Source organism: Bacteroides cellulolyticus (assembly GCF_025567135.1).
Lineage (GTDB): Bacteria > Bacteroidota > Bacteroidia > Bacteroidales > Bacteroidaceae > Phocaeicola > Phocaeicola cellulolyticus.
The window spans coordinates 121576-137217 of sequence record NZ_JAOQJJ010000004.1 but is presented as its reverse complement, the minus strand read 5'-3'; the positions used below and the strand labels follow the sequence as shown (position 1 = coordinate 137217).

At 41.4% G+C, this 15642-nt stretch carries 10 protein-coding genes; 6 read left to right on the top strand and 4 right to left on the bottom strand.

All coding sequences use genetic code 11. The features are described from left to right. Window positions 1–224: 224 nt before the first annotated feature. Genes OCV82_RS06235 through OCV82_RS06225 form a run of 3 tightly spaced genes read left to right on the top strand, consistent with a single transcriptional unit; the run spans window position 225 to window position 4161 of the window. The gene (locus tag OCV82_RS06235) at window positions 225–1454 is read left to right on the top strand and encodes an LL-diaminopimelate aminotransferase (RefSeq protein ID WP_154043656.1); all 1230 of its coding nucleotides are present in this window, start codon (window positions 225–227) and stop codon (window positions 1452–1454) included. A gap of 49 nt (window positions 1455–1503) precedes the next feature. Next, window positions 1504–3693, top strand: a complete 2190-nt coding sequence (locus tag OCV82_RS06230; protein ID WP_154043655.1) for a glutamine synthetase III family protein — start codon at window positions 1504–1506, stop codon at window positions 3691–3693. A gap of 12 nt (window positions 3694–3705) precedes the next feature. Then, entirely contained in the window at window positions 3706–4161 is a 456-nt protein-coding gene (locus tag OCV82_RS06225; RefSeq protein WP_154043654.1) for a TspO/MBR family protein, read from the top strand. 114 nt (window positions 4162–4275) lie between these two features. Here the strand turns inward: OCV82_RS06225 and serB are convergent, their stop codons facing one another. Together serB and OCV82_RS06215 are read right to left on the bottom strand one after the other, a co-directional pair. After that, complete coding sequence (serB, locus tag OCV82_RS06220; RefSeq protein WP_154043653.1) at window positions 4276–5502, bottom strand: phosphoserine phosphatase SerB; 1227 nt, start codon at window positions 5500–5502, stop codon at window positions 4276–4278. A gap of 27 nt (window positions 5503–5529) precedes the next feature. Continuing rightward, window positions 5530–7506, bottom strand: a complete 1977-nt coding sequence (locus OCV82_RS06215) for an alpha-L-fucosidase (RefSeq protein WP_154043652.1) — start codon at window positions 7504–7506, stop codon at window positions 5530–5532. 114 nt (window positions 7507–7620) lie between these two features. Between OCV82_RS06215 and OCV82_RS06210 the strand changes: the two genes are divergently transcribed. From OCV82_RS06210 to OCV82_RS06200, 3 genes are all read left to right on the top strand, one after another. Next, window positions 7621–8322 (top strand): nucleoside-specific channel-forming Tsx family protein, encoded by a 702-nt coding sequence (locus OCV82_RS06210; protein WP_154043651.1) that lies wholly within the window; start codon window positions 7621–7623, stop codon window positions 8320–8322. Window positions 8323–8352: 30 nt separating this feature from the next. Next, window positions 8353–9639 (top strand): NCS2 family permease, encoded by a 1287-nt coding sequence (locus OCV82_RS06205; RefSeq protein WP_154043650.1) that lies wholly within the window; start codon window positions 8353–8355, stop codon window positions 9637–9639. Between the two features lie 175 nt (window positions 9640–9814). Continuing rightward, window positions 9815–11365, top strand: a complete 1551-nt coding sequence (locus OCV82_RS06200) for an ATP-binding protein (RefSeq protein WP_154043649.1) — start codon at window positions 9815–9817, stop codon at window positions 11363–11365. A gap of 209 nt (window positions 11366–11574) precedes the next feature. Here OCV82_RS06200 and scpA read toward each other — a convergent pair whose 3' ends face one another. Both scpA and mutA read right to left on the bottom strand, forming a co-directional pair. Then, the gene (gene scpA / locus OCV82_RS06195; RefSeq protein WP_154043648.1) at window positions 11575–13725 is read right to left on the bottom strand and encodes a methylmalonyl-CoA mutase; all 2151 of its coding nucleotides are present in this window, start codon (window positions 13723–13725) and stop codon (window positions 11575–11577) included. A 2-nt stretch (window positions 13726–13727) separates the two neighbouring features. Then, the gene (gene mutA, locus OCV82_RS06190) at window positions 13728–15635 is read right to left on the bottom strand and encodes a methylmalonyl-CoA mutase small subunit (RefSeq protein WP_154043647.1); all 1908 of its coding nucleotides are present in this window, start codon (window positions 15633–15635) and stop codon (window positions 13728–13730) included. Between the last annotated feature and the right edge of the window lie 7 nt (window positions 15636–15642).

Here is a 15642-nt window from a genome sequence, read left to right as displayed (position 1 = left end):
TTTCATCTATTTTTATTAGTAAAACAATTATATTTTTTAACCGCAGCAAAGTTACTAAAAAAAATAATTATTGATATAAATCAATTGTGAAAAATGCGGATTAATATCAGAATGTAAAAAAAGTTTAGTAAAGACGTAACTTGATATACAAAAGCGCCGTTTTATATTTCATTAATGACATTTTTTTCATATTTTTGCAGCCGAATAGACTAAAAATATGATATATGGCATTAGTCAACGAACATTTGTTAAAACTGCCCGACAATTATTTATTTACTGACTTGGCGAAAAAGGTAAATACTTTTAAGGTTACTCATCCTAAGGCGGATGTCATTAATTTGGGAATAGGTGACGTTACCCGTCCGATACCGCAAGCGTGTTTGAATGCTATGCATAAGGCACTTGAGGACCAGGCAAAAGCAGAAACATTCCATGGCTATGGACCTGATCAGGGATACAGCTTTCTTATAGATGCCATATTGAAGCATGATTATGCGTCAAGGGGAATCAGTCTGGAACATAGCGAGATATTTATTAATGACGGAGCGAAAACGGATTCCGGCAATTTCGGTGATATATTAAGGCATGACAACAGCATTGGAGTAACCGATCCGATATATCCTGCATATATAGATTCTAATGTATCATGCGGACGCGCGGGTACCTTGGGTGAAGGGTACAGGTGGAGCAATGTGATATATATGCCGTGCAGTCCGGAGAACAATTTCATTCCTCCTATTCCGGAGCAACGTGTCGATATAGTGTATTTATGTTTCCCAAATAATCCTACCGGTACTGTATTGACTAAGGCAGAACTGAAAAAATGGGTGAACTATGCTATAGAGAATGATACGCTTATACTGTTTGATGCGGCATACGAAGCTTATATCAGGCAACCGGATATCCCTCATTCCATATATGAAATAAAAGGTGCAAAGAAAGTTGCCATAGAATTCAGAAGTTACTCAAAAACAGCAGGCTTTACCGGAATAAGATGCGGATATACAGTAGTTCCAAAGGAAGTTACCGCTTCAACTCTTATGGGGGAAAGAATCTCACTAAACAAATTATGGCTTAAAAGACAGACAACCAAATTTAACGGCGCGTCGTACATTGCACAAAGAGGCGCAGAGGCTGTATATAGTCCGGAAGGTAAAGAACAGGTCAAAGCCATGATTGATTACTATATGGAGAATGCCTCAATAATGAAAAAGGGACTCACCAGTATCGGTCTGAGAGCATATGGCGGAGAGAATGCTCCATATTTGTGGGTCAAGGCTCCTAAGGGGATGACATCATGGGGCTTTTTCGATAAACTTCTTTACGAGGCGCAGGTAGTCAGTACACCTGGAATAGGTTTCGGACCGAGCGGAGAAGGTTATATCCGTCTTACGGCATTCGGCGATAGGGACAGGTGTAAGGAAGGAATACAGAGAATCTGTCAAAACATATAGATTTACATTTGAATAAACAACCAATATTATAAATACAAACTTAGGTATTATGTCACAATTAAGATTTAAAGTAGTAGAAGAGGCTTTTCACAAGAAACCTGTAAATGTGCCGTCGCCGTCACAGCGTCCTAGTGAATATTTTGCCAAATATGTATTCAATCGCGAGAAGATGTTCAAGTATCTTCCAAGCAAGGTTTATACGAAACTTATTGATGTGATAGATAATGGTGCCACTTTGGATCGCAGTATAGCAAATGAAGTTGCAGCCGGAATGAAGAAATGGGCTGTAGAACTTGGAGCGACACATTATACTCACTGGTTCCAGCCTTTGACAGAAGGTACAGCCGAAAAGCACGATGCTTTTGTGGAACATGACGGTAAAGGGGGCATGCTTGAAGATTTTTCGGGAAAGCTCCTTGTACAGCAGGAATCGGACGGCTCGTCATTCCCTAACGGTGGTATCCGCAATACTTTCGAAGCTCGCGGATACAGTGCATGGGATCCTTCATCACCAGTGTTCGTAGTTGATGATACATTGTGTATTCCTACAATCTTCATTGCATATACAGGAGAGTCGCTTGACTATAAGGCACCTCTTTTGAAATCTATACATGCAGTGACAAAATCTGCACTTGACGTAATACACTATTTTGACCCTTCTGTAAAGAAAGTATATTCATATCTGGGATGGGAACAGGAGTATTTCCTTGTTGACGAAGGCTTGTATGCTGCACGTCCTGACCTGTTGCTTACAGGACGTACGCTGATGGGACATGAGGCTTCCAAGAACCAGCAGCTTGAAGATCACTATTTCGGTGCTATCCCTACACGTGTGGCTGCATTTATGAAGGATTTGGAAATCCAGTCACTTGAACTTGGTATCCCTGTCAAGACTCGTCATAATGAGGTTGCACCAAACCAGTTTGAGCTTGCACCTATCTATGAGGAATGTAACTTGGCTGTTGACCACAACATGCTTGTTATGTCGCTCATGCGTAAGATTGCACGTAACCATGGTTTCAGGGTGTTGCTTCATGAAAAACCTTTCAAGGGTGTGAACGGTTCTGGTAAGCATAACAACTGGTCGCTTGGTACTGATACAGGTGTGCTGCTGATGGCTCCGGGTAAGACTTCGGAAGAAAATCTGCGTTTCATCACATTCGTTGTCAATACATTGATGGCCGTTTATCACCACAACGGATTGCTCAAGGCATCTATCATGAGTGCAACAAACTCTCACCGTCTTGGAGCACACGAAGCTCCTCCAGCAATCATTTCTTCATTCCTCGGTTCTCAGTTGAGTAAGGTGCTCGACCATATAGAAGAAAGCAAGGCAGACGAGTTCATGTCATTGAGCGACAAGTTGGGATTGAAGCTTGACATTCCTCAGATTCCGGAACTGCTGATAGATAATACAGACCGTAACCGTACTTCGCCATTCGCATTTACAGGAAACAGATTCGAGTTCCGTGCTCCGGGTTCTGAATCTAACTGTGCAAGTGCAATGATAGCATTGAACACTGCTGTGGCAGAACAGTTGATGATATTCAAGAAGGAAGTTGACGAGCTTATCGAAAAGGGTGAACCTAAGATGTCGGCTATACTTCAGACTATCCGCAAGTATATAACTATATGCAAGCCTATACGTTTCGACGGTAACGGATATAGCGACGAATGGAAAGAAGAGGCAAAACGTCGTGGTCTGGACTGTGAGACCAGCTGTCCTCTGATATTCGACAACTACATGAAGCCTGAAACTATCAAGATGTTTGAGTCAACAGGCGTCATGAACCGTAAGGAATTGGAAGCGCGTAATGAGGTGAAATGGGAAATGTATGTAAAGAAAATCCAGATTGAAGCCCGTGTGCTCGGCGATCTGGTTATGAACCACATCGTTCCTGTAGCTACTGAATACCAGACAAAACTTGTAGATAATGTCTATAAGATGAAGTCAATCTTCTCTGATGATGAGGCTAACAGTCTTTCGGCTGAGAATATAGCTATCATCAAGGAAATAGCTGAACATACAGCATATATCAAGGAAAACGTTGACGCTATGGTTGAAGCCCGTAAGGTAGCCAACAGAATAGAGTCTATCCGCGAAAGAGCCATTGCATACCATGACAATATCGCTCCTATGCTGGAACTTATCCGCTATCATATCGACAAGCTGGAACTTATTGTCGATGACCGTATGTGGACACTTCCTAAATATAGAGAGTTGTTGTTTATAAGATAAAAACAGAATGTCATGAAGCGTATCATCAATTATATATGGCCTGTCCTCTTATGTTTCGGCATTGGCTTTGCTGCAAGCAGGCTTCAGTCTGAGTCCATGATGGAGTGGTACCCTAATCTGAATAAGTCAGCTCTGACTCCGCCAAATATAGCATTTCCTATTGCATGGTCGGTTATATACCTGCTGATGGGGCTTTCATTGGGAAGAGTATTGAACAGAGGAGACAAGAAAAGTACTGTAATCTGGATGGTTCAGCTTGTGTTTAATTTCCTTTGGAGCATATTGTTCTTCACTATGCGTATGCCTTTCTGGGGATTTATAGATATATTGTTGCTTGACGCTTCTGTTGTATATTTTATGATATCCGTAAGTAAGAAGGATAAACCATCTCTGTATATGTTTATACCTTATATACTATGGTTGGTTATAGCTACTTATCTGAATGGATATATACTGATCAATAATTGACATTACCTCTATAAAATGAAAATTCCGGAACAGACTTTATCAGGTTTGTTCCGGAATTTTTTTGTTTCAATATCTGCCCACAGTTGTCAGCAGAAGGTAGTGTTAGGGTATAATTTACAGTTTTCCTTTCTCGTCAAGATAAGAATCCTTGAATCCCAGGAAATATAACACTCCGTCCAGTCCTATTGTGTTGATGGACTGTTCGGCATTTTCCACAACCTTAGGTTTGGCGTGGAATGCTATGCCAAGTCCGGCAGTAGAAAGCATAGGCAGGTCATTTGCTCCGTCGCCCACTGCTATTGTCTGCGCAATGTCAACTTTTTCTACCTGTGCCAGCAGTCTGAGCAGTTCGGCTTTTCGTTTTCCGTCAACTATTTCGCCCAGATACCTTCCGGTGAGTTTTCCGTTCTCTATTTCAAGCTCGTTGGCATATACATAGTCTATTCCGAATTTACGTTTCAGGTATTCTCCAAAGTATGTAAATCCTCCGGAAAGTATGGCTATCTTGTAGCCGTAATGTTTCAGCACGAACATAAGCCTTTCCACACCTTCCGTTATAGGCAGGTTTTCTGCTATTTCTTTCATCACGCTTTCGTCAAGCCCTTTAAGCAGTGCCACCCTCTCTGTAAAACTTTCCTTGAAATCTATCTCACCACGCATAGCACGTTCGGTTATGGCTTTTACCTGTTCGCCTACACCGGCACGTTCTGCCAATTCGTCTATACATTCGGTCTGTATCAGTGTAGAGTCCATATCGAAGCAGATAAGTCTTCGCATACGGCGATACATATTGTCAAGCTGCAATGAGAAGTCCATTCCCATCTCGCTGCTCAGTTTCATCAGGCTGCGCTGCATTTCCACTCTGTTCTTCGGATTTCCTCTCACTGAGAATTCTATACAGGATCTCACGCTTGCCTTTTCTTCATCAAGTGGCACACGTCCTGTGAGACGTTTTATTGAGTCGATGTTCAGTCCCTGTTCAGCTATGATTTTTGTTGCGGCAGAAATCTGTTTCGCTGTCAGCCGTCTGCCCAGTATTGTGATTATGTATCTGTTCTTTCCCTGCATTGAAACCCAGTTTTCGTATTCTTCTACAGATACCGGGTAGAATCGTATGTTTACACCCAGTTCCGATGCTTTGAACAGGAGTTCCTTCATTATGTTTCCCGATTCAGTTTCCTTGCTCTTGAACAGTATTCCCAACGAAAGTGTCTGGTGTATGTCTGCTTGACCTATATCCAGTATTGTTACATCATATTTTGATAATATTTCCGTTACTGAAGCTGTAAGTCCCGGACGGTCGATGCCTGTTATTCTTATTAGTGTCAGCTCTGTGTTCATAATGTTTTGACAATATGTATTTGTTTTTTATAATGCAATTCTTCTGAGTCTTATGCGCAGGTTTGAAAGTTCCGTATCGTCATTTTCCGAAGGTAGCCCTGTTTGGCGTACGGTCAGTTTGTGGTTTTTCTTTTTGCTTGTTTCCTGTAGTGTAAAATCCTGTTTGTAAATAGTCTGCTCTTTAGACGGACAGAGAATGTAACTTATGTTCTTTTCGAACCTGTTGTATATTCTCATTACTATTTGGTTATTCCCTTTTTTTAGTGGCAGAAGTACTTTTTCTGTTCTGAACTTGCATCCGTAAGGGTTCAGATGTTTCATTATAGATTTTCCGTTCAGATAAATCTCTATACCGTTTCCGGCTCCTGCATCTATTATTATATTCTGTTCCCTAGGCGATTCGATGTTTTGCATCACATAATATGTATCTTTAGGCTTAGCGTCAAATGTATGTTTGCCTATGGTAATTTCCTTCCATGCAGAGTTTTCGACAGGCGGATTTTTAATGTCTGTCATTATGGTGTGGGGTGCATGGAACATTTTTTCGTCAGGACCACAGATGTATTGTTTGCCCCAGACTATTCCGTCGGTAGCAGTGAGAGAAGACGGTTTACCATTGTTCAGTGTGACATTATAAGTCTTTCCGTCAAGCACTATTTCTATTTTCTTTCCTTTTTCCTGTTCTGTATATAATAACTCAAGCTGTTTTAGCATCAGCTGTTCGAAGTACCATGAATATTTTACAGTGCTTCTATACGTACTGCCGAAATCAAATCCGGAAATGCTGTAAAGAGGTATGGCATTATGCTGTTTCAGGGTTATTGCCCTTATCGCTTCAGGTTGTTGGTCAAGTATATCCTGTTTGAATTTTAGAGTGAGCACATTTATAGTCTTTCCTTTGTATGCCGATGCAGGTATTGCAATATCTATAAGACCGTTTTTCTGAATACAAGTGGCCAGTTTGCCGTCGGCTCTTTCCAGTTCGTATTCAGGCATATACATTTTTATTTTTCCGTCCTTAGGATATTTGCCGGACAAAATGAAATACAGCATATTGTCTTTCCTTGTAACAGTTCCCCAGTCGAATTTATCAAAAAAAGGAGTACGTGAGGTTCCGTATATCGCAAAGCTGTTTTTTTTCAGCCAGTCTCCTATATTATTGATTATTTCTTTATCATAAGCATATATCTGGCAATTCTTGTCCAGATGCATGTTTAGTATGAACCCACCTCCATATGATACTGCCTCTGCTATTTTCTGTATTATTCTTTTGGCGTCAGACTGTGCGTTGTCTGTTTCGAAATATGATGTATGAAAAGATAGGGAAGAGTCGTATCTCCAGTCGCATTCTAAAAAATCTTTTTGAAAATGATATTTAAGGATATTGCAAAAGTCATAATATCCATTTCCGGCATCATTGCTTACCATACAGTCCTGTTGCAGCTTGTGTATCAGAGTGTATAGCTCTTTACTCTCTTCCGGGGATCTGGTTCCCATATCGAAGTTGATTTCCGATATTTTCCCATACTTGGTAATTAACTCGGTTATTTGTTTTTTTATGTGTCCGTTCAGCTTTTCTGATGTAGGATATCCGTTATTATCATGCTTTTCTGAAATAGGAAAATAAATTCCGAATTGTATTTTCCTTTTGCTGCATGCCATGCTAAGTTCCTTTATAATATCCCTGTGGTTATATTTATGATAGCATGAGTTATTGTCTGTTGACGTATTGAATAAATACATATTTCCGATTTTGGCTGGAGATATGATGGTGCGTATTCCTGATTTTGCAGCGAATGCCACTATGGAATCTGCATTGAACTTGGCATAATTGAAATCTATTCTGGCTCCATCTCCTTTGGTGCCTTTTGGCACAAGGAAATTAATTTTCATTGCAATCTTGTTGTCTTGCCAGACTTTTGAAGCACTTTCCGAAACCTGTGCGGAAACACAGTTTATGTATATTAACAGTAGAGAGAATATGGATAAGATACGTATCTTCATAATATATAATGATATAATGATGAGCAAAGATAATCACTTCTTTTGTGATATGCTAACTTTTCATTAATTTTGCCGCTCGTATTTATAACTATCATTAAAAAACTAAAAAAGACAATGAAAAAACTGTTTATATCAATCATCATTTGTATGATAACAGCGATTGTGGGTGCACAGAATGTTCAGTTACATTATGACTTCGGTAGTTCGATTTATGACTCTCAGAGTACAAGAGCTAAGGTTACTACTACAGTTGAAATGTTCAAGCCAGACAGATGGGGTAGTACATTCTTCTTTGTGGATATGGATTACACAAACAAGGGTGTAACCGGTGCATACTGGGAAATTGCCCGTGAATTGAATTTCTGGGGTGGACCATTCTCTGCACACGTGGAATATAACGGTGGAGTTAATGGAATAAAGAACGCTTACCTCTTGGGTGCTACTTATACATGGAACAATGCTGATTTTACAAAAGGATTTACTTTTACTCCTACTTATAAAATCATTCAGAAAAATCCAAAACCACACAATTTCCAGTTGACAGCTACATGGTATCTGCATTTTTGCAAGGGTAAATGTACATTCTCAGGATTTGCTGATTTCTGGAAAGAAAAACATCAGGATTTCGAAAAAGGCGAGGAACATAACTTTACTTTCATAACAGAACCACAGTTCTGGGTGAATTTGAATAAGTTTGATAAGGTAGCAGATGATTTCAATTTAAGCGTTGGTACTGAGTGGGAAATCTCTTCAAACTTCGGTATTATGAACGGTTGGAAATGGATGCCTACTTTGGCAATGAAATGGTCATTCTAATTTTGTAATTCTTAAAAATAAGGAAATATCATGTTAGAAAAACTTTTCGGATTCGACAGGAATGTTACCCGTGTACGTACTGAGGTATTGGCAGGTATCACAACATTCCTTACAATGGCATATATCCTTGCCGTTAATCCAAACATCCTTAGTGCCACAGGTATGGATAAGGGTGCTTTGTTCACAACAACAGTTGTTGCTTCTGCTTTTGCCACACTGCTGATGGCATTCTATGCAAAGTTGCCTTTCGGACTTGCTCCGGGTATGGGACTTAACGCTTTCTTTGCCTATACAGTGTGTCTTACTATGGGATATACATGGCAGTTTGCTCTTACTGCGGTATTGATTGAAGGTCTTATCTTTATATTATTGACAGTTACAAACCTGCGCGAAAAGATTGTTGACGCGATACCTGTCACATTGAAGAACGCCATCGGTGCCGGTATAGGTCTGTTCATCTCTTTCATCGGATTGCAGAATGCGGGAATCATCGTAAACAACGATGCTACGCTTATCAGCATGGGAAATATCACTTCAGGTACAGCTTTGCTTGGAATGATAGGTCTGGTTGTTACTTCACTTCTTTTGGTTAAGGGAGTAAGAGGTGCGTTGCTTTTTGGTATCCTTATTACAACACTTATTGGTATTCCTATGGGTATCACAAAGTTTGACGGTATATTCAGTACACCTCCATCAATAGAACCTATCTTCTGGCAGTTTGAATGGCACAATATATTCACAAAGGAAATGATTGTAGTGGTATTCACATTCCTGTTTGTGGATATGTTTGATACCATCGGAACATTGGTAGGTGTGACTACTAAGGCCGGAATGATGGACAAGAACGGTAAGATTCCTCATCTGAAACAAGCTTTCATGGTAGATGCCATAGGTACTACTGCCGGTGCAATGCTTGGAACAAGTACTATCACTACATTCGTGGAAAGTGCTTCAGGAGTAGGAGAGGGTGGTAGAAGCGGTCTTACTTCATTTGTAACAGCTGTCTGCTTCCTGCTTTCATTGTTCTTTGCTCCTTTCTTCCTTTCTGTTCCGGGAGCTGCTACAGCGCCTGTATTGATACTTGTAGGTCTGATGATGATGTCTTCAGTACTTAAAGTCAATTTTGCTGATTATTCTGAAGCTATCCCTGCATTTATCTGTATCATCTTCATGCCTCTTGCTTACAGCATTTCAGACGGTATCGTACTAGGTATGATAAGCTATGTTCTTATTAATCTGCTTACAGGTAAGTATAAGAAACTTACAATCGGTATGTATATACTGGCTGCAATATTCGTATTGAAATTCTTTGTTTGATAAATAAACTTAGATAGATATTATATTAGGAGGGTGTGTCAAAATGCATGCCCTCTTTTTTTTATGACAAAGAGGGTGTGTCTTTTATGTATTCACTGTATGTTCATTAATCCGAATTTAGGATTTGCAAAATAAAACTGTTATCTTTGTGTCTAAGATTAAAAATCAGTCAGTCATGAGCAAACTTTATCCTATAGGCATACAGAATTTTGAGGATTTACGAAAGAAAGATTATATTTATGTTGACAAAACAGCATTGATATATCAGTTGATAAGTACCGGAAAGTATTATTTTCTCAGCCGTCCTCGCCGTTTTGGCAAGAGCCTGCTTATATCTACTCTCGAAGCGTATTTCTCAGGCAAACGCGAACTTTTTGCCGGGCTGGAGATGGAAAAACTGGAGAAGGATTGGATAGAGTATCCTGTGTTGCATCTTGACCTGAATACGCAAAAATATGACAGTGTAGAAAAGCTTGAAGGTATTCTTAATGACGCTTTGTGCAGATGGGAAGATATTTATGGTAGCAGGGAAAGTGAAACCAGTCTGTCTTTACGATTTCAGGGAATAATCCGCAGAGCTGCCGAAAAGACCGGACATAACACTGTCATTCTCATAGACGAATACGACAAGCCTATGCTTCAGGCCATAGGCAATCCTGAACTTCAGACTGAATATCGTAATACCTTGAAAGCTTTCTATGGAGCATTGAAGTCGTGCGACGGATACATACAGTTTGCCATGCTCACAGGTGTGACAAAATTCGGAAAAGTAAGTGTGTTCAGCGATTTGAACAATCTGATGGATATCTCCATGATAAACCGTTTCTCTGAAATATGCGGAATAACTGAAGAGGAATTACACAGATATTTTGACGATGATATTCACACTCTGGCCGAGAAACTTGGAACAGGTTATGAAGAGACTTGCGCACGCCTGAAACTGAATTATGACGGTTATCATTTCAGCTTTAAGTCACCTGGATTGTATAATCCTTTCAGCATTCTTAATACCTTTGCCAATATGCAGATAGATAATTACTGGTTTGCTACCGGTACACCAACATATCTTGTGGAACTGATGAAGCAGCATAACTACAATGTTGAGGAGATAGAGGATATAGTGACCAGCGGTCCTGTTCTTGATTCCATAGATGCGGCATCCACTGACCCTGTTCCTGTAATCTATCAGAGCGGTTATCTGACAATAAAGGGCTATAATGAAGAGTTCGAGAACTACACTCTCGGTTTTCCTAACCGTGAGGTTGAGCAGGGCTTTTTCCGTTTCCTTCTTCCCAATTATGCCTCTGTCAGCGTAACAAAATCTCCATACGAGATCCAGCGTTTTGTAGAGGAAGTCCGCAAAGGTGATGTGGATTCTTTCCTGAGCCGCCTGCAGACTTTCTTTGATGATATACCATACGAACTTGCTCCACGCGACCGTGAAGTGCACTATCAGAATATTCTCTACATAGTGTTCAAGCTTATGGGATTCCATGCAGAAGTGGAATATCATACATCGCGCGGACGAGTTGACCTCGTGCTGAAAACCTCTGACTATATCTACGTGATGGAATTCAAACTTGATGGAACAGCCGAGGAAGCAATGGCTCAGATAGACGCGAAAGGGTATGCCTCTGCATTTGCTGCCGACGGAAGAAAAGTTGTCAAGGTTGGGGTGAATTTCAGTTCCGAGACAAGAACTATAGACAGGTGGATAATAGCCTGACTTTATTTGAGTGAAATATTGCCGATATCGGCAAAAAATGTATCTTTTTCATGAATTTTATTATATAAATTTGCCGATAGATTAGTATATTAAATTAGTATTTGATAAAGTAATAAAAATCCGGCCTTTAAATGCTGTTTAAATAGTATTTAATAACCATTTAAACAGCATTTAATGACCGGATAATTTATTGTCTAACTTATAATATATTACTCTTCAGTTTCCATCAACAGTTCCATAACCTGACAAGCAGATTTTGCTACTGATGTACCGGGACCGAAGATAGCCATAACGCCTGCTTTATAGAGGAAGTCATAGTCCTGAGCAGGGATTACACCACCTGCGAATACAAGTATATCTTCGCGGCCGAGTTTCTTCAGCTCGGCGATAATCTGTGGGATAAGAGTCTTATGACCAGCCGCAAGTGAAGAAACACCTACTGCATGAACGTCGTTTTCCACTGCATCGCGTGCTGCTTCTTCCGGAGTCTGGAACAATGGTCCCATGTCAACGTCGAAACCGCAGTCGGCGAAACCTGTTGCTACAACTTTTGCACCACGGTCGTGTCCGTCCTGACCCATTTTGGCAATCATTACACGTGGGCGGCGACCTTCTTTCTTCGCAAATTCTTCTGTCAGTTCGCAAGCTCTTGCGAAATCTGCATCTTTCTTACTTTCTGATGAATACACGCCTGATATTGTTCTGATTATTGCTTTATAACGTCCTACTACCACTTCACAAGCATCTGAGATTTCTCCCAATGTAGCGCGAACTCGTGCTGCCTCTACTGCTAGTTCAAGCAAGTTGCCCTTACCTGTCTTCACGCATTCGGTGATTGCTGCAAGAGCCTTGTCAACTTCAGCCTGGTTACGGCCTTCCTTCAAGCGGCGGAGGTTTTCAATCTGTTCCTGACGAACGGCAGTGTTATCCACTTCGAGGATATCAATTGGGTCTTCTTTTTCAAGACGGTATTTGTTTGTACCAACGATAGTCTGTTCGCCAGAGTCGATACGTGCCTGAGTGCGGGCTGCAGCTTCTTCGATACGCATCTTAGGAATACCTGTTTCGATAGCCTTGGCCATACCGCCCAAACGTTCGATTTCCTGAATGTGTTCCCAAGCTTTGTGAGCAAGTTCGTTTGTAAGAGCCTCAACATAGTAAGAACCGCCCCATGGGTCAACGTTCTTGCATATCTGAGTTTCTTCCTGGATATAAATCTGAGTGTTACGTGCGATACGTGCAGAGAAATCTGTTGGAAGTGCGATGGCTTCGTCAAGTGCGTTTGTATGCAGTGACTGAGTGTGACCAAGAGCGGCAGCCATAGCTTCGATACAAGTACGGCCTACGTTGTTGAACGGGTCTTGCTCTGTTAGCGACCATCCTGAAGTCTGTGAGTGAGTACGCAATGCCAGTGACTTAGGGTTCTTAGGATTGAACTGTTTTACAATCTTGGCCCAAAGCATACGAGCGGCACGCATCTTGGCAATTTCCATGAAATGGTTCATACCGATAGCCCAGAAGAACGAGAGGCGAGGAGCAAAGGCATCGATGTCGATACCTGCAGCTACACCGGCACGGAGATATTCAAGACCGTCGGCAAGAGTATAAGCCAACTCGATGTCTGCTGTAGCACCTGCTTCCTGCATGTGGTAACCTGAGATAGAGATTGAGTTGAACTTAGGCATCTTCTGTGAAGTATATTCGAAGATGTCAGAGATAATCTTCATTGAGAATGCTGGTGGGTAGATATATGTGTTACGCACCATGAACTCTTTAAGGATATCGTTCTGGATTGTACCTGCCATTTCTTCAAGTTTTGCACCCTGTTCAAGTCCGGCATTGATGTAGAAGGCCATAACTGGAAGTACCGCACCGTTCATGGTCATTGATACGGACATCTTGTTCAATGGAATACCGTCGAACAGAACCTTCATGTTTTCTAGCGAGCAGATAGATACTCCGGCTTTACCTACATCGCCCACTACACGTGGATGGTCAGGGTCGTAACCGCGGTGAGTAGGAAGGTCGAATGCCACAGAAAGACCTTTCTGTCCTGATGCAAGGTTACGGCGATAGAATGCGTTTGATTCTTCGGCTGTAGAGAATCCTGCATACTGGCGGATAGTCCAAGGACGGAAAGTGTACATCATTGAGTAAGGGCCACGAAGATAAGGAGGGATACCTGCAACATAGTCAAGGTGTTCCATTCCCTCAAGGTCTTCTTTTGTATAGACCGGTTTTACCTGAATCTGTTCCGGTGTTCTCCAATTGGCTTCGATGCCATTGGCTTTCTGCCATTCCATACCGTTCTTAGGCTGGAATCCGGCATATATATCGATGTTTTTGAAATTCGGTTTCATAGTTATTTAATTCCTAACTTTTCGTTATACTCTTTTAAAGTTTCCAATACGTTGCAGCGAACGTGTATGAAGTTCTCTATACCTGCAGCTTTCAGGTCGTCCATGCATGCCGGAGCACCTGCCACGATATACATAGCGCGTCCGTCGAGTGCCTTGAATGCAGGGATTGCGTATTCTGCATATTCGTCATCGCTTGAACACATCACTACGATGTCAGCATTAGCCTTCATTGCAGCTTCCACACCTTCTTCTACTGTAGCAAAGCCGAGGTTGTCGATAACTTCATATCCGGCACATGCAAGGAAGTTGCAAGAGAACTGTGCACGGGCCTGACGCATAGCAAGGTTACCGATAGTAAGCATGAATGCTTTAGGACGCTTGCCTGAGTGTTCTGTCTGCAGACGAAGAACTTCGAATTCGCTTGCAGCGCGTGACTTGTCAAGAGCCATATAAGGAGTTTCTTCTGTTCCGTGGCTGCATCCGCAGTTGCACTTGCATTCTTCAGGAGTCTTTTCGCCTGCCATTTCAGTGAAGTTAGGATACTGGTTTGTACCGAGGAGTATCTCCTTGCGTTTTGAAACAGCCTCATGACGAGCCTTGTTGCTGGCATTTACAGTTTCCTGTACCTTGTTAGCTTTTACAGCTGCAAGGAAACCGCCTTCGTCTTCTGTAGCCAGGAACAGGTTCCATGCCTGCTGAGCAATAGAAGCAGTCAGGTTCTCGATATAATATGAACCGGCAGCAGGGTCAACTATACGGTTGAGGTGAGATTCTTCCTTGAGCAATAACTGCTGGTTGCGTGCCAGACGTTCTGAGAATTCGTTAGGAGTTTCGTAAACACTGTCGAAAGGAGTCACTGTGATAGAGTTTACACCTGCCAGAGCAGCACTCATGGCTTCAGTCTGAGTACGGAGCAGATTTACATGAGCATCGAAAAGTGTAAGGTTGAATTTGGATGTTTCAGCATGTGCAACCATCTTGCAAGCGCAGTAGCAAGTACCGTCTGCACCAGTGTTAGAACAGTCTTTACGAGGACATTGAGGATTATATTCTTTTACGATGTTAGCCCAAAGCATACGAGCGGCACGGAATTTTGCGATTTCCATGAAATAGTTTGAGCTGATACCGAAGTTGAATTTTATTTTCTTTGCGGCTAGAGCTGCTGGAACGCCTGCCTCTACCATCTGATTAAGATATTCATTACCCCAAGAGAGTGCATATCCCAATTCCTGATAAATATATGCACCGGAATTATTAAGGTCAACACAGTTTACGGTAATGCAACGGAATTTTGGATATTCTGCCAAAACCTCAACAAGTTTCTTTGCGTTGGCAATAAGTCCGCTTCTGTCTTTGCCTTTGCCTAACATCTTGCTGATAGGGTCGAAGTTGACAGAACCCTGCAAACTCTTAGGATCGTATCCTTTTTCCTTGAAATAAGCTACAAGTAATTCTGCCAGTTCTACTGTATGTCCCTGACATGTAGAGAAGTTCAGTTCTACGCAGTCACAGCAGATGTCTTTCAGCAGTGTAGCTATATATTCGGAACTTAAATCAGATGCCTTTACTTTAAATCCAAGTGAATCAACGCCTTTGTTTAGCAAGTCCAGAGCCTTGGCATTTGCTTCAGTCGGATCAATGACTTTTATATCCTGACGTATGAACCAAGTATTGTCGTCTTTTTTTATTCCTCTTACGTATGGGAATTCTCCGGGAAGTCCTTCTGTTGTTTTCAGTCCTTCAAGATCTTCTTTGCGGTAAAAAGGTTTAACTTTAAATCCTTCGTTGGTTTTCCATACCAACTTCTTTTCAAAATCAGCGCCTTTAAGGTCAACTGTAATCTTATCCAACCATTCCTGTGTGCTTACGGAAGGGAAATCGGAAAAGAGTTTTTCTTTACTATCTGCCATAGTTGAT